This is a genomic window from Actinomadura sp. NTSP31 (assembly GCF_041951385.1).
GTDB lineage: Bacteria > Actinomycetota > Actinomycetes > Streptosporangiales > Streptosporangiaceae > Spirillospora > Spirillospora napierensis.
Window position 1 is genome coordinate 595,852 of the sequence record NZ_JBGNUT010000001.1, and the last position, 14,260, is coordinate 610,111.

Below are 14,260 nucleotides of genomic sequence, written 5' to 3' on the forward strand. Positions count from 1 at the left end.
CACTGACGGGCATGCACTGACGGCCGGGGGCCGGGCGCGCGTGGCGCCCGGCCCCGCGGTGTCAGGAGCGGGCGATCCCGTACAGGTGCTCGACGTGCAGGCGGACGACGAGGCGCCCGTCCCGCACCATCGCGCGCCGGTAGTCGTCCCAGTCGGGGTGCTCGCCGCCGATGGCCCGGTACACCTCGATGAGCTCCTCGACGGCCGCGTCGTGCGGGTCGGCGGCGACCGCGGTCAGCTCGGCGGTGCCCTCGGCGACCGCGTAGGACCAGCCGTCCGGCGCGCTGACGTGCAGGCTCGCCCGCGGGTCGCGGCGCAGGTTGCGGGCCTTGGCGCGGTCCTCGGTGATCGAGACGCGGATCAGCCGGGCCGCCGCGTCGTAGTGGTAGTTCACGTTGGACAGCTGGGGCCGCCCGTCCCGCTTCAGGGTGGCCAGCACCCCGAGGTCGCGCTCCTCCAGCAGCTTCGCCAGCGCCGCGTCGTCCGCCATCGTCCGCCTCCCGGTCGTCGTCTTCTGCAGGGCACAACGGCGCCCGGTCACGATCACTTCCCGGGAGCGCGGCCGGCGACACCGGCCGGCCCGCGACACCGGCCGGCGACCGGCGCCCGGCCGCGGTCAGCGCGCGGCGAGCGCCGGGAAGTCGAGCACGCGGGCGCCGGGGGCGCCGTCCCCGGCGGGCCCGCCCTGCTCGTCGCCGCCGGTGGCGAGGGCCGCCGTCCGGCCGGTGAGGATGTGGCCGCGGAACACCGTGCCCTTGGCGGTGACCTTGACGGCCGTGAAGGCGTCCGGGCGCAGCGCGCAGAACCCGGTCCGCACGACGTCCTCGAACAGCGAGTCCGAGACCACGTAGGCCAGGTCGCGGTCGGCGTCGTCGGCCAGCAGGCGGCGCAGCGGCCCGGCGTCCAGCAGCCGCTGGACGACGATCGGCGCGTCGCCGGCGGGCCCGAACGGCCCGGCCGTCAGCGTGCCGTGGTGCAGCGCGAGCCGCACCCGCAGCCGGAACCGGGCGCCCGCGTCCAGCGCCGCGGCGTTGATCTCGCGCAGCGCGCCGGCGAGGCCGATGACGAAGTCGCCCGCCACCGGGGCCGGGTCGATGCCGTCCGGCAGGGTGGCCAGCTCCCCGTCGCCGCCGACCTGCTTGTCCCAGCGGGACCGGTCGAGGCCGACGCCGCGCGCCGCCCGGTCCAGCGCGTCCGACAGCTGGCGCTGGGCCAGCAGCTGCTCGCTGGTGTCGCGCTTGCTGTACCCCTGGATGTCCACCGCCATCAGCAGGCGGTAGTGCAGCGGGTGTCGTTCGTTCCCTTCCACTCCGTGTCCGCCCCTCGTCCTCCGAGCAAATCGTGGGGCCGGTTGCCCCGCATTCGCTCCACTGTGGAGTGAGTGTTGCCTGATGGAGGATCGCCGCGGTGGTCCGGTGTCAAAGGGGGGTCGTGCGTCGCCTCCTCCGTTCTCCTGTGACGCCGTTTACGGTCACTTGGACGGGACGGCGGCGCCGTCGGCGCCCTGGAGTAAGTAATACCTAGCGAACCAGTAAGTGCGCTACCGGAATAACCAGGCCAAAACGGCTGCGCCGCCGGTGTTCCGCCCTGCGTCCGCCCCGCTTTCCGTCCTGCGTTCGCCCCGGGTTCCGGTCTCCCTTGAACCGGCCGTCGCCGCCGTCGCGTACTGCCTCCCGACGTGACACCCGACGCACCGCCCCTCCCCGACCGCCGCGTCGCCGCCCCCGCACCCGCCGGAGAGCACGATGGCCAACAGATCGTCCACCGCAGCGCCGTCCCGCGCGCGCCCTCCCGCCGCGGCCGGCCCGTGGAGCTGGTTCCGCGGCCCGAGGCCCGCCGGTGCGGTCGACGACCAGGTCATCGTGAACGAGCTGTACCGGGTGTACGGCCGGCCGCTGCTGTCGTTCGTGCTGCGGCTCACCGGCGGCGACCGGCACTGGGCCGAGGACGTGGTGCAGGAGACCATGATCCGCGCCTGGCGCAGCGCGCACCAGCTGGACGAGAACGCCGCGTCGCTGCTGCCGTGGCTGGCGACCGTCGCGCGCCGGATCGTCATCGACGACCAGCGCCGCAAGAACGCCCGGCCCCAGGAGGCGGGCGAGGGACCGCTGGAGAACATGCGCGTCCCGGACGGGTTGGAGGACCTGCTGCGCTCGGTCGTCGTCTCCGAAGCCCTGCTCGCGCTGTCGCCCGCGCACCGCGAGGTGCTCAACGAGACCTTCTTCCGGGACCGGTCGGTGAACGAGGCGGCCCGGCACCTCGGCATCCCGGTCGGGACCGTGAAGTCGCGGGTCTACTACGCGCTCCGGGCGCTGCGCGTCGCCCTGGAGGAGAGGGGCGTGACGCCGTGACCGCGCCGACCGCGCACGTCGACGTCGGCGCCTACGCCCTCGGCCTGCTGGAGGAGCCGGACCGGCGCGCGTTCGAGGCGCACCTGTCGACCTGCCTGCCCTGCCACGAGGAGCTGGCCGCGCTCAGCGGCGTCGCGGCGACGCTGGACGGCATCGGCCCGATCGCCGAGACGCCCGGCGCCCTGCCCGAGCCCGCGCCCGTGCCGGAGCTGCTGCGCCGCCGCATCCGGCGCGAGCGCCGCGGCCGCACGACGCGGGCGCTGGTGGGCGCCGCCGCCGGGCTCGTCCTGCTGGGCGGGGCGGTCGGCACCGGGTACACCGTCGGCGCCGACAAGGACCCGGCCCCGGCGCGCACGGCGGGCGGCGCCGACGGCGCCGCGGCGCTGCTGCGCGACGGGCGGCGGATGACCGCCGCCGACGCGGGGACCGGCGCGTCCGGGACCGTCGCGATGCAGGGCACCCCGTGGGGCAGCCGCGTCGCGCTGCAGCTGAGCAAGGTCCGCGGACCGCTGGAGTGCGAGCTGGTCGCGGTGGACGGCGCGGGCCGCGCCCACACGGTCGCCGGCTGGTCCGTCCCCGGCAAGGGGTACGGGCTGCCGGGGTCGCCGCAGCCGCGGCTGACCGTGCAGGGCGGCGCGGCGGTCAAGCCCGCCGACATCAAGCGGTTCGAGGTCCGGACGCTGGGCGCCGGCGCGCGGACGCTGCTGACCGTCCCCGCCTGACGTGTGACGGGGGTCACGGAGAGGCGTCCCATAGGCTGGTCGGATGAGCAGGACCCGACCGTCTCCCGGCCCCCGGCTGATGCTGCCCGGCCTACGCGAGGCCTACGCGGCGTTCGTCCGGGAGGCCGACGCGCTGCCCGCGCTGCCCGGGGCGCTTCAGGCCGAGGTGTGGACGTCCGCGCAGCTCGGCACGCTGGAGGCCGCCGCCCCGCACGAGGCGGGCCGGCGCGCCGCGCTCGGCGACCTGATCATGTCGCTGCGGGCCGCCGCGACGCCCGGCGCCCGCTCGTTCCTGCGCGCGCTAGCCGCGATCGGCCCGCAGGTGGGACGCACCGCCGCGGGCAAGGCGGCGGACGCGCTGCGCGACCTTCCGGCGGCGCCGTGGGAGGGCATGCTCGGCCGCGTCGTCCCCGGCCAGGCGTGGCTGATCCAGGAGGGGCCGCTCGACGGCGACCGGCTGGTCTGCGAGTTCCGCTACGAGGGCGCGGGCACGGCGGGCATGCACGCGCTGGCGGTCCGGCTGACCTACGGCGGCTCCCCCACCGAAGTCGTGATCGTCGGTGACGTACCGGCGCTGATGACGGCGGCGCGGCAGGCGATGCAGGCCGAACTGTGCGTCGTCCAGCCCTACGACGCGCAGGCCGTGGGCGAGCGGCTCCGCACCGCGCTGAACGGCACGGAACCGCTGCCCGAGGCGTGCTACCCGGCGCTGGCGCTGGCCCGCCACCGCGCCGGGCTGCTCCGCTAGCGGCCGAGGGCGCGGTAGCGCCGCACGGCCAGCGGGAAGAACACCGCCGTGATCGCCAGCGGCCACGCGACCGCGAGCAGCACGCTGTGGCGCGCCGCCCACGAGTCGCCCGACAGGGCGGCGAGGGACGGGTCGCCGAACAGGTCGCGGCAGGCGGTGACGGTCGCCGACATGGGGTTCCACTCGGCGATCGCGCCGAGCCAGCCCGGCATGGTGCTCGGCGCGGCGAGGGCGCTGGACAGGAACCCGACCGGCCACACCAGGATCTGGATCATCGTGACGGACTCGGGGCCCTTGGCGACCAGGCCGAGGTAGACCCCGGCCCACACCAGCGCGAACCGCAGGAGCAGCAGCAGGCCGAGGCCCGCCAGCGCCGCGGCGATCCCGTCGTGGACGCGCCAGCCGATCAGCACCCCGCACACCGCCATGACCGCGAGGGCGAGCAGCGACTCGGCCAGGTCGGCGGCGCCGCGCCCGACGACGACCGCCGACGGAGCCATCGGCATCGACCGGAACCGGTCGGACACGCCCCGGGCGGCGTCGACGGCGATCGCGGTGAAGGTGCTCTCGACGCCGAACACCATCGTCATCGCGAACATGCCGGGGATGAGGAACGCCCGGTAGTCGGTGCCGGGGACCTCCATCTGGCCGCCGAACAGGTAGCCCATCATCAGCACGACCATCACCGGGAACAGCAGGTTCATGGCCAGTTGCTCGGGGCGCTTCACCCGGTGGGCGAGAGCCCGCAGCGTGAGCGTCCAGCCGTCGGCGGCGGCCCAGCGCAGCCGCCCGAGCGGGGTGTGCGGGGTGTGCGGCAGCGGGGGTTGCGGCAGCGGGGTGTAGGGCAGCCCGGTCACGCGGGTACCTCCTCGTCGTCGCTCGCCGTCGCGTCGCGTCCTGCGGCGGGGCCGGCGGTGAGGTGCAGGAACACCTCGTCGAGGGTCGGGCGGCGGACGCCGATGTCGGCGACGCGCAGGCCCGCCTCGTCCAGCGCCCGGACGGCGCCGGTGAGCGCGCCGACCCGGTTGAGGACGGGCGCGGTGACCGTCAGCGCGTCGGCGTCCACCTCCGGTTCGGCGCCGGCGACGCGGCGGGCGATCTCGGCGGCGGCGGCGAGCGCGCCGGGGTCCTCGACGACGATCCGCAGGTGGTCGCCGCCGAGCCGGGACTTCAGCCGGTCCGGGCTGCCCTCGGCGATCACCCGGCCGCGGTCGACCACCGAGACCGCGTCGGCGAGCCGGTCGGCCTCCTCCAGGTACTGGGTGGTGAGCACGACGGTCGTCCCGTCGCCCGCGAGCGCGCGGACCGCGTCCCACACCTCGATGCGGCTGCGCGGGTCGAGGCCGGTGGTGGGCTCGTCCAGGAACAGCACGGCGGGCGCGAGGATCATCCCGGCGGCCAGGTCGAGGCGGCGCCGCATGCCGCCGGAGTACCCGCCCGCGGGACGGTCGGCGGCATCGGCGAGCCGGAACCGCTCCAGCAGCTCGTCCGCCCGCCGCCGCGCCCGGCGGACGCCGAGGTGGTGGAGGCGGCCGAACATGGCGAGGTTCTGCCGGCCGGTGAGCAGCTCGTCGACCGCGGCCTGCTGCCCGACCAGGCCGATCCGGGCCTTGACCCGGTCCGGGGCGCGGACGACGTCGTGCCCGGCGACGGCCGCGCGGCCCCCGTCCGGGCGGGCGAGCGTGGCGAGCACGCGCACGCAGGTGGTCTTGCCCGCGCCGTTGGGGCCGAGCAGGCCGTGCACGGTGCCGGCGGGCACCCGCAGGTCCAGCCCGTCCAGGGCGGCGGTGGCGCCGTAGGTCTTGCGCAGCCCGGCCGCGTCGACCGCGAAGTGTGGCTCTGTCATGGGTCTCCCGAAACTCCGTACGCCATACGGATTAACTGTCCGGGCGACTATAACGTACGTCGTACAGAGTTTCATCCCTGGGAGGATGCACGGGTGACGACCGAGTACAGCGGAGGCGGCGACCCCCGGCGCAGCCTGGAACTCCTGTGGGGCGTGCCCGAGCGGCCCAAGCGCGGCCCGAAGCCGAAGCTCACCGCCGAGCGGATCGTCCGCACCGCGATCGCCGTCGCCGACGCCGACGGGCTGGACGCGCTGTCGATGCGGCGCATCGCCGACGAGCTCGGCGTCGCGCCGATGTCGATCTACACCTACGTGCCCGGCAAGGCCGAGCTGATCGACGTCATGCTCGACCGCGCGTTCGCCGAGCTCACCCCCGCCGACGGCGTCCCGGGCGGCTGGCGCGCCAAGCTGGAGCACATCGCCCGCGACAACTGGGACCTCTACCACCGCCATCCGTGGCTGCTGCACGTCGCCGCCGTCCGCCCGCCCATGGGGCCCGCCGTGTTCGGCAAGTACGAGTTCGAGCTGCGCGCCGTCGACGGCATCGGCCTCACCGACCTGGAGATGGACTCGGTCGTCGCGCTCGTCACCGGCTTCGCCGAGAGCTCGGCACGCGTGTCGGTCAACGCCGCCGAGGCCGAGCGGCGCAGCGGCATGACCGACGCGCAGTGGTGGGAGGCGCTCGTGCCGCTGCTGGCGCGGATCGACACCGGCGGCAGGGACTACCCGCTCAGCGCCCGCGTCGGCGAGGTCGCCGGACGCGAGCACAACGCCGCCGTCGGCCCCGCGCACGCCTTCGAGTTCGGCCTGGCCCGCATCCTCGACGGCATCCAGACCCTCGTCGACGCCCGCGCCTGAACGCCGTCAGCGGCGCGGGTTCGTGCGGCGGGTGGGCGCCGCCGCGGTGGGGTCCTCCGGCCACGGATGCTTGGGGTAGCGACCCCGCAGCTCGGCCCGGACGGCCTTGTAGCCCTCGCGCCAGAACGTCGCCAGGTCCGCCGTGACGGCCGCGGGGCGGCCCGCCGGCGACAGCAGGTGCACCACCAGCGGCACCCGCCCGCCCGCGAGCCGGGGCGCCGCGTCCCACCCGAACAGCTCCTGCAGCTTCACCGCCAGCACCGGCCGGCCCTGCCCGTAGTCGACCCGGACCCGCGACCCCGACGGCACCTCGATCCGCTCCGGCGCGTACTCCTCCAGCCGCGACGCCGCCTCCCACGGCAGCAGGCCGCGCAGCAGGCCCGCGACGTCGACCCGCCTCAGGTCGGACCGGCGCCGCGCCCCGGCCAGCCACTCCGGCGCCCGCTCCAGCAGCGCCGCGTCGTCGACGGCCGGCCACGGCTCCCCCACCGCGCCGTGCAGGAACGCCAGCCGCTCGCGCAGCGCGACGGCCGCCGGCGTCCAGGTGAGCAGCCCGAGCCCCTCGGCGCGCACGCCGTCCAGCAGGGCCGCCCGCACCAGCTCCGGGTCGGGATCCCGCAGCGGCCGCGCGTCCAGCTCGATCGCGCCGAGCCGCTCGACCCGCCGCGCCACCACGTCGCCGTCCCGCCAGGCGACCTCCTCGGCGATCTCCAGCAGCGGCGCCGCGGCGGCCCGCGCCACGTCCTCGTCGATCACGACGGCCTGCCGGACGCGCGCCGACGCCGACCCGGCCGGACGGTCCGCCGCCGCCACCGCCAGCCACTCCGGACGCGCGCCCGCCAGCGCCGACCCGTCCGCGAGCACCGCCCCCGTCCCGGACGCCATCAGGTACCCGCCGCCGGACGCCCGGGCCCGCGCGACCCGCTCCGGGAACGCCAGCGCCACCACCAGGCCCGCGACATGGTCGTCGCCGCCACCGCCCGACGCCCTCCCCGCGGACGCTCCGCCCTCGGCGCTGCCCCGCGCGGCCTTGGCGGCGCCCGGCGGCGCGGGCGGGGGTTCGCCGGCCAGGGCCTTGCGGAGGCGGCGGGTCTCGTCGTGCCAGCGGGCGGCGTGGGCGTCGGCCGGACGGGCCCGTCCGCGCAGGGCGCGCCAGGCGGCGGTGAGGTCGTCACCGGCGGCGCGGGGCGAGGGCTCGGAGAGCAGGGCGACGATCTGGGCGGCGTCGCGGGCACCGACCTCGCGGGCACCGTCGAGCAGGGCGCGCGCGAGGCGGGGGTGCAGGCCGACGCTGGCCAGCCGCCGGCCGCGCGAGGTCACCTGGCCGTCGCGGACGGCGCCGAGGGCGTGCAGGACGTCGCGGGCGGCGTCCATCGCCGCGGGCGGCGGCGGGTCGGGCAGCGCGAGGCCGCCCGCGCCGGGGTCGCCCCAGCAGGCGGCCTGGAGCGCGAAGCCGGTGAGATCGGCGAGCTCGATCTCCGGGCGGGGGCGCGCGGGCAGCCGGTCGTGCTCGGCCTGCGTCCAGCAGCGGTAGACGGTGCCCGGAGCCTCGCGCCCGGCGCGTCCGGCGCGCTGGTCGGCGGTGGCACGGGACGCCCGGACGGTCGTGAGCGCGCCGAGGCCGCGGGCGTGGTCGGTGCGGGGCTCGCGGGCCAGGCCGGCGTCCACGACGATCCGCACGCCGGGGACGGTGAGGCTGGACTCGGCGACGGAGGTGGCGAGGACGACGCGGCGGCCGGTGCCGGGCGCGAGGACGGCGTCCTGCACCGCCGGCGGCGCCTGCCCGTGGACCTGGAGCACCTCGGCGGGGACGCCGGCGAGCCGCCCGGCGACGCGGGCGATCTCGCCGACGCCGGGCAGGAAGCACAGCACGTCGCCGTCGCGTTCGGCGAGGGCGCGGCGGACGGTGTCGGCGACGTGGGCCAGCAGCGCGGGGTCGACGCGCATCCCGTGCGGCGGCGGGACGGGGCGCGCCGGCGGAACCCAGACCACCTCGACCGGGTGCAGCGCGGCCTCGGTCTCGACCACGGGCGCGGGGCCGTCGCCGCCGCCGAGGAGCCGGGCCCACGGGCCGGTGTCGGCGGTGGCGGACGCGGCGACCAGCCGCAGGTCGGGACGGAGCGCCGCGCGGACGTCCAGCAGGAACGCCAGCGCGGTGTCGGCGTCGAGGTGCCGTTCGTGGCACTCGTCCAGGATCACCGTGCCGACGCCGGCGAGTTCGGGATCGTCCTGGACGCGCTGGAGCAGCACCCCGGTGGTGACGACGTCGACGCGGGAGCCGGGACGCGACTCGCCGCGGACGGTGACGCCGACGTTGCCGCCGACGCGCTCGCCGAGCAGCCAGGCCATGCGGCGGGCGGCGGCGCGCGCGGCCAGCCGGCGCGGCTCCAGCACCAGGACCCGGCCGCCGGGAGCCGGGCCGCCGGACTGCCGGGCGCCGGCGGTGAGGGCGAGGCCGGCCAGCGCGAGCGGGACGAGGGTGGTCTTGCCGGTGCCGGGCGGCGCGGCGAGGACCGCGGCGCCGCGGGCGGCCAGCGCGGCGCGCAGCCCGGGGACGGCATGGCGGACCGGCAGGTCCTCGGCGGCGCTGAGATGCATCCGTCCAGTGTGGCGGCAGACGACCGTACCGGTGCCCGCGGGTGACCGTCCATGTGAGAAATGCCACCGCGATGAAAGGCGCCGTGCGGGTTACGGTGATACTTGCATCGAGCGTTTCATCATTCGCCCATAATGGCGCAAAGTTCTCCCGGGAATCGGCGCACCAACCCCCGCAAAAGACCAGGTAAGCAATGCTACGGGCTCCCGAGGTTGCTTTGCCGTTTGGTTTCCATCACCGCGCCACGTGTGGCGACAATCGGCCGGGTATCGCCATAATGAGGTCGTCGTCGCAGGTGCTGGAGGTTGGGGATGCTCGGCGAATCCATCTACATCCGCGGCCGGGAGGCTTTCACCGGCGGTTCGCCCCAGGCGGTTTACGAGGAGCTCTGGCAGCGCGGCCGAAAAGGCCGGTTGCGGACCCGCGCATTTCTGGCGGTCGCGGCGCTGGTGCTGTGCGGGATGCTGGTGAACGCTGTTTTCGGAGTCGTGGTGGCCGTTCTGCTGGCGTCCGCGGACGCGCTGGTGCATTGGCGCCTCTACAACGCATCCCGGGTGTGGCGGCTCGGGCGGCGCGGCGTGGAGCGGATGGACCGGATCCTGCGGCTGACGCTGGAACGGCGCGGCCACCGGGTGCTGCACGGCCGGGTCGTGCCCGGGCACGAGAACGCCGACGAGCTGGTCGTCGGGCCCGGCGGGGTGTGGCTGGTGCACAACGAGGCGTGGGCGCCGGACGCCGAGATCGACCGGCACGGCGGACGGCTGTTCGTCAACGGCCGCACCCAGTCCAAGCTGGTGGGCGGGCTGACAGCGCGGGCGGAGGCGGCCGGGAGGCTGATCTCCGAGCGGTACGGCGCGCCGGTGACGGTGACGCCGGTGCTGGCGGTGCACGGCGGCAAGCTGGCGCGCGCGCCGTTCACCGCCGACGGGATCGTGTTCGCCCGGCCGCTGCGGCTGGTGCGCTGGATGCACCGCAACCCGTCCGCCGACCACTCGGCCGAGGAGGTCGAGGCCATCGCGCGGGCCGCCGTCCACGCCCTGCCGATCGGCGGGCGCACCATGACCGACGCTCCCCCGGCGGCCGCCCCGGTCACCGCGGCCGCCGCGGAACCGGCGGCCTCCGCCCCGCTGACGGCCGACCCGTCCCCCGGGCCCGAGGCCGAGGAGGGCCGGACGGAGCAGGCCGAGGCCGGCGAGGGCGGCGCGGTCACGACGGCGGCGTGACGGCGCGCGCCGCCACCGCCCGAGGGCCGATGATCATGATGGGAACGGGTGAGCGCCGCGCGCCCGCCGGAACCGGCGCGGGACGGGCGGGCGCGCGGTCCGCCGCCCCCTGGCCGGCAGGGTGGGTGGAGGGGTCAGCCGTCCGCCGGACGGGCGCGGCGGGCGGTGCGGCGCAGCCACAGCAGCCCGATGACGGGCAGCACCAGCGGGACGAACCCGTACCCTTCGCCGTATCCGGACCAGACCGTGGCGTCCGGGAACGCCGAGCGGTCGACGAGGCTGAGCGTGCCGATCGCCAGGACCCCGGCCAGCTCCACCGAGCAGGCGGCGACGGCGACCCGGAACGAGGTCCGGCCGCCGCGGGCCAGCGCGACCGTCGCCAGGACGTAGACGGCGGCGGCCAACGCCGACAGCGAGTAGGCCAGCGGCGCGTCGGAGAACTTGGTGCCGATCTGCACGCCCGCGCGCGCACCGGCCGCGAGCGCGAAGATCGCGTAGACGGCGACCAGCAGCCGGCCGGGGCCGCTGCCGGTGCCCGTGCGGACGCGCTCGCCGCCGGGGCGGGCGGCCGGTTCGCCGGTGACGCCGGTGTCGGGCTCAGGCACTGCCGCTCCACAGCTGGTTCATTCGGACGATCATGACGGCGACGGCGACGCCGGCGACCACGAGCACCGCCGACCCCCAGCGGCTGCGCTCCAGCAGCCCCCAGCCGGCGCCCGCGACCGGGATCAGCAGGACGGCCAGCAGGTAGCCGATGAACGTGGCGGGATGCTCCGGCCCCCCGTCGCCCGACAGCTTGACGAACCCGACCACGGCCTGCGCGATCAGCAGCACCTCCAGCACCCCGAGCCCGATCAGGTCGGGGAGGCCCATCGCGCGCCCGCGCAGCGCCGTCACCAGCGCGTACACGGCGATGATCAGCGCCACCACGATGATCACGGTGGCCAGGGCGGTCGTCACGCACACGAGAGTACTACCGGCTGTAGAGCAACCGCGATCCGGCCGCGAGCCCCCGCCCCCGGCCCGGCCCCGGCGGCGCCCCGTGCTCGGCCCGCCACCGGTCGCGGTCAGGTAGGAGCGCCGGTCGAGAAGTGCCGCCGGTAGCGCTCCGGGGTGGTGGCCAGGTGCCGGGAGAAGACCCGGTGCAGCGTCTCGCCGTGCTTGTAGCCGACCATCCTGGCGATGGCGCCGACGGTCAGGTCCGTGGTCTCCAGCAGGCGCCGGGCCGCCTCGACGCGCAGGCCCTCCACGAAGGCCCCGGGCGTGCCGCCGGTCTCCGCGCGGAAGGCGCGGGCGAACCCCCGCTCGCTCATCCCGGCCCGCCCCGCGAGCGCGGCCACGCTCAGATCCTCGGTGAGATGGTCGGGCAGCCATTGCTGCACGGCGCGGATCGCCGGTGTCCGCGCGGGCTGCGCGCGCAGCTGCGCGCTGAACTGCGCCTGGCCGCCGCCGCGCCGGGTGAAGACGACGAACCAGCGGGCGATCAGCTGCGCCACCTCGCTGCCGTGGTCGTCCTCGACGAGGGCCAGCGCCAGGTCGATGCCGGCGGTGACCCCCGCCGAGGTCCACCGGTCGCGGTCGCGCACGTAGATCCGGTCGGGTTCGACGAGCACGCGCGGGAAGCGCTCGGCGAGCAGCCGGGCCGCGTCCCAGTGCGTCGTCGCGCGGTGGCCGTCGAGCAGCCCCGCCGCGGCGAGCAGCAGCGAGCCGGCGCAGACGGAGGCCACGCGGCGCGAGTGCCGGGCGAGCGCCGGCAGTTCCCGGACCACCTCGGCGGACACCGCCGGTTCGAAGACGCCCGTGCCGCCGATCACGATCAGGGTGTCGATCTCCTCGCCGCCGGACGCGATCTCCCGCAGCGAGTGCCCGACCTGGACGGGCAGGCCGCCGTCGGCGGTGACGACGCCGCCGCGCGGCGACGCCGTCAGGAGACGGTAGGCGGTGGTCCCGGTCGCGGTGTTGGCGGCGCCGATGACGTCCATGGGACCGGCCAGCTCGATCAGCTGGATGCCGTCGTAGACCACGAGGACGACGGTGCGAGGCGCGGACACGTCTCCATCATGACCGTGATCGGGCGACATTTCGTCCATGAGGTGCCCGTTCCGGCGCCGTGCCGGGCCGTTCATCCGGCCTGGCGCAGCCGCCTGCCGGCGTGCTCCCGCAGGAACGGGACGATCAGCCCGGCGACCCGGTCGGCGGACTGCGCGTGCGGGTAGTGCCCGCCGCCGACGACGGCGACCCGGCCGGCGCCGGGAGGCATGGCGGCCGCGACCGCCACGCCCTCGGCACGCGGGTCCGCGAAGTCCGGGTCCTCCGCACCCATGATCACCAGGGCGGGGCACCGCACTCCGGAAAGGTGCGCCTCGGCGTCGGCCGGAACGGTCTTGCCGGCCTTCATGAACTCCTGCCAGCGGCCGGGCCGCCGCAGCGCCGCCATCAGATCGTCGATGTGGCGGCGGTCCTCGTCCGTCGCGCCGGGATGGGCGACGTTCAGGTAGCTCCGCCACATCCGCGGGGACTTCAGGACCAGCGTCCCCATCAGGCGCGCGATGCCGCGCCGGTAGCGCCGGACGGTGAGGAGCGCGCCGGCGTCCAGCCGCTGCTTCCTGGTGAAGGGGTTGATCTCGACGATGGCGGCGACCAGTTCCGGTGCCCGCGCCGCGGCGATGGTGGCCGCGCCGCCGGACAGGGAGTGCCCGACGATGACGGCGGGCCCGCCGAAGCGCCGGACGACCCCGAGCAGGTCCTCGGCGACGTCGGCCCGGCTGATGGCCGCCTTCCCCGTGACCGACGGCCAGCCGAGGCTGGACTCGCCGTGCCCGCGCATGTCCGTGTTCACCACCCGGTAGCCGGCGCCGGCCAGCAACGGCACGAGGCGGCGGTAGTCGCCGCGTCCGGTGCCCATGCCGTGCGAGAGCACCACCAGCGGCCCGTCGCCGGTCACGTCGCAGGCGATCCGCCCGCCGTCGAGAGTCACGAATTCCGTCATCCGCCTGTGCCTTCCGTGCGTTCCGTCCCCGGTCAAGGCCGATTGAACGCCGGACGGGCGTCCGCGCGGGGCCGCCGGGCAGGACCGGTCAGACGGGCGGCCGATCCGGTCAGTGCCTGACCATGGCGGCACCGGCGACGCGGTCCGCGCACCGGGCGGGCCGTGGCAGCATGGCGATCGTGAATTCGCTGCAGTGGCTCAACCTGACCCGGCACGGTGAGAGCACCGGCAATCTCGCCTACCAGGCGGTGCAGGGCACCGACGCCGAGGAGACGGGGATCCGCGAACGCGACGCGGACACCCCGCTGTCGGAGCTGGGCCGGGCCCAGGCGGCGGCGCTGGGCCGCTGGCTCGCCGCCCTGCCCGAGGACGAGCGGCCGACGCTGGTCGCCGTCTCCCCCTACCTGCGGACCCTCGACACCGCCCGCATCGCGCTCGCCCAGACCTCCTACGCCCGGCCGCAGGACCCCGGCGGCCTGCGGATGAAGGTGGACGAGCGGCTCCGCGACCGCGAGCAGGGCGTGCTGCAGGGCCTGACCTGGATCGGGGTGCAGCGCCGGTTCCCCGACGAGGCCGACCGGCTGAAGCGGCTCGGGAAGTTCTACTACCGGCCGCCCGGCGGGGAGTCGTGGGCGGACCTGGCGCTGCGGCTGCGCAGCTTCTACCGCGACCTGGAGGCCGACGCCCCCGGCGGCCGGGCGCTGGTGGTGACGCACGACGCGATCGTGGTGATGACCCGCTACCTCGTGGAGGACCTGTCGGAGCAGGAGATCCTCGAGGTGGAGAAGGACCCGGTCGTGAACGCGTCGGTGACGCGGTGGCGGCACGACGGGGGCGGGCTGCGCGCCGTCTGCTACAACGAGTGCGCGCACCTGGTCAACGCCGGCGTCGGCTCGACCTGACCGGCGCCCCCCGCCGCGCTGTGGT

The 14,260-nt window shown here is 76.2% G+C and carries 15 protein-coding genes; 6 read left to right on the top strand and 9 right to left on the bottom strand.

Annotation, left to right across the window (positions count from 1 at the left end):
- Positions 1 to 61 precede the first annotated feature (61 nt).
- Positions 62 to 490, bottom strand: a complete 429-nt coding sequence (locus ACA514_RS02455) for a PPOX class F420-dependent oxidoreductase (protein ID WP_375039302.1) — start codon at positions 488 to 490, stop codon at positions 62 to 64.
- Between the two features lie 126 nt (positions 491 to 616).
- Positions 617 to 1,309 carry a hypothetical protein gene (locus ACA514_RS02460; protein ID WP_375039303.1) on the bottom strand — a complete coding sequence of 231 codons (693 nt, stop codon included), beginning with the start codon at positions 1,307 to 1,309 and terminating at the stop codon, positions 617 to 619.
- 553 nt (positions 1,310 to 1,862) lie between these two features.
- Here ACA514_RS02460 and ACA514_RS02465 point away from each other — a divergent pair.
- Genes ACA514_RS02465 through ACA514_RS02475 form a run of 3 tightly spaced genes read left to right on the top strand, consistent with a single transcriptional unit; the run spans position 1,863 to position 3,821 of the window.
- The gene (locus ACA514_RS02465; RefSeq protein ID WP_344283200.1) at positions 1,863 to 2,351 is read left to right on the top strand and encodes a sigma-70 family RNA polymerase sigma factor; all 489 of its coding nucleotides are present in this window, start codon (positions 1,863 to 1,865) and stop codon (positions 2,349 to 2,351) included.
- On the top strand, positions 2,348 to 3,073 hold the full coding sequence (locus tag ACA514_RS02470; RefSeq protein ID WP_375039304.1) for an anti-sigma factor family protein: 726 nt from the start codon (positions 2,348 to 2,350) through the stop codon (positions 3,071 to 3,073). Before ACA514_RS02465 ends, ACA514_RS02470 begins: the two co-directional genes overlap by 4 nt.
- Before the next feature lie 43 nt (positions 3,074 to 3,116).
- On the top strand, positions 3,117 to 3,821 hold the full coding sequence (locus ACA514_RS02475) for a hypothetical protein (RefSeq protein WP_375039305.1): 705 nt from the start codon (positions 3,117 to 3,119) through the stop codon (positions 3,819 to 3,821).
- Here the strand turns inward: ACA514_RS02475 and ACA514_RS02480 are convergent.
- Positions 3,818 to 4,669, bottom strand: a complete 852-nt coding sequence (locus tag ACA514_RS02480; protein WP_375039382.1) for an ABC transporter permease — start codon at positions 4,667 to 4,669, stop codon at positions 3,818 to 3,820. The two genes, ACA514_RS02475 and ACA514_RS02480, sit on opposite strands and share 4 nt — an antisense overlap.
- Positions 4,670 to 4,674: 5 nt before the next feature.
- Positions 4,675 to 5,667 carry an ATP-binding cassette domain-containing protein gene (locus tag ACA514_RS02485; RefSeq protein WP_375039306.1) on the bottom strand — a complete coding sequence of 331 codons (993 nt, stop codon included), beginning with the start codon at positions 5,665 to 5,667 and terminating at the stop codon, positions 4,675 to 4,677.
- Positions 5,668 to 5,760: 93 nt separating this feature from the next.
- Here ACA514_RS02485 and ACA514_RS02490 point away from each other — a divergent pair, with 93 nt between their 5' ends.
- Complete coding sequence (locus tag ACA514_RS02490) at positions 5,761 to 6,525, top strand: TetR/AcrR family transcriptional regulator (protein WP_375039307.1); 765 nt, start codon at positions 5,761 to 5,763, stop codon at positions 6,523 to 6,525.
- 6 nt (positions 6,526 to 6,531) lie between these two features.
- Here ACA514_RS02490 and hrpB read toward each other — a convergent pair whose 3' ends face one another.
- Entirely contained in the window at positions 6,532 to 9,123 is a 2,592-nt protein-coding gene (hrpB, locus tag ACA514_RS02495; protein WP_375039308.1) for an ATP-dependent helicase HrpB, read from the bottom strand.
- Between the two features lie 309 nt (positions 9,124 to 9,432).
- Here hrpB and ACA514_RS02500 point away from each other — a divergent pair, with 309 nt between their 5' ends.
- Entirely contained in the window at positions 9,433 to 10,344 is a 912-nt protein-coding gene (locus ACA514_RS02500; protein WP_375039309.1) for an NERD domain-containing protein, read from the top strand.
- A gap of 134 nt (positions 10,345 to 10,478) precedes the next feature.
- On the opposite strand, the gene ACA514_RS02505 is transcribed toward ACA514_RS02500, so the two are convergent.
- The 4 genes from ACA514_RS02505 to ACA514_RS02520 form a co-directional block, all read right to left on the bottom strand.
- The gene (locus ACA514_RS02505; protein WP_375039383.1) at positions 10,479 to 10,856 is read right to left on the bottom strand and encodes a hypothetical protein; all 378 of its coding nucleotides are present in this window, start codon (positions 10,854 to 10,856) and stop codon (positions 10,479 to 10,481) included.
- An 85-nt stretch (positions 10,857 to 10,941) separates the two neighbouring features.
- Complete coding sequence (locus tag ACA514_RS02510; protein ID WP_375039310.1) at positions 10,942 to 11,304, bottom strand: hypothetical protein; 363 nt, start codon at positions 11,302 to 11,304, stop codon at positions 10,942 to 10,944.
- Positions 11,305 to 11,411: 107 nt separating this feature from the next.
- Positions 11,412 to 12,395 (bottom strand): GlxA family transcriptional regulator, encoded by a 984-nt coding sequence (locus ACA514_RS02515; protein WP_375039311.1) that lies wholly within the window; start codon positions 12,393 to 12,395, stop codon positions 11,412 to 11,414.
- A 71-nt stretch (positions 12,396 to 12,466) separates the two neighbouring features.
- A complete protein-coding gene (locus ACA514_RS02520; protein ID WP_375039312.1) occupies positions 12,467 to 13,333 on the bottom strand; it encodes an alpha/beta fold hydrolase in 867 nt (288 codons plus the stop codon).
- A gap of 170 nt (positions 13,334 to 13,503) precedes the next feature.
- On the opposite strand from ACA514_RS02520, the gene ACA514_RS02525 reads away from it, so the two are divergent.
- Positions 13,504 to 14,235 (top strand): histidine phosphatase family protein, encoded by a 732-nt coding sequence (locus ACA514_RS02525; protein WP_375039313.1) that lies wholly within the window; start codon positions 13,504 to 13,506, stop codon positions 14,233 to 14,235.
- The last annotated feature ends 25 nt before the right edge of the window (positions 14,236 to 14,260 follow it).

What these genes read in the sequence shown, in the direction of transcription:
- ACA514_RS02520 (WP_375039312.1), bottom strand. Translation starts at nt 13,333, where the DNA reads ATGACGGAATTCGTGACTCTCGACGGCGGGCGGATCGCCTGCGACGTG.
- hrpB (WP_375039308.1), bottom strand. Translation starts at nt 9,123, where the DNA reads ATGCATCTCAGCGCCGCCGAGGACCTGCCGGTCCGCCATGCCGTCCCC.
- ACA514_RS02525 (WP_375039313.1), top strand. Translation starts at nt 13,504, where the DNA reads ATGGCGATCGTGAATTCGCTGCAGTGGCTCAACCTGACCCGGCACGGT.
- ACA514_RS02485 (WP_375039306.1), bottom strand. Translation starts at nt 5,667, where the DNA reads ATGACAGAGCCACACTTCGCGGTCGACGCGGCCGGGCTGCGCAAGACC.
- ACA514_RS02475 (WP_375039305.1), top strand. Translation starts at nt 3,117, where the DNA reads ATGAGCAGGACCCGACCGTCTCCCGGCCCCCGGCTGATGCTGCCCGGC.
- ACA514_RS02455 (WP_375039302.1), bottom strand. Translation starts at nt 490, where the DNA reads ATGGCGGACGACGCGGCGCTGGCGAAGCTGCTGGAGGAGCGCGACCTC.
- ACA514_RS02500 (WP_375039309.1), top strand. Translation starts at nt 9,433, where the DNA reads ATGCTCGGCGAATCCATCTACATCCGCGGCCGGGAGGCTTTCACCGGC.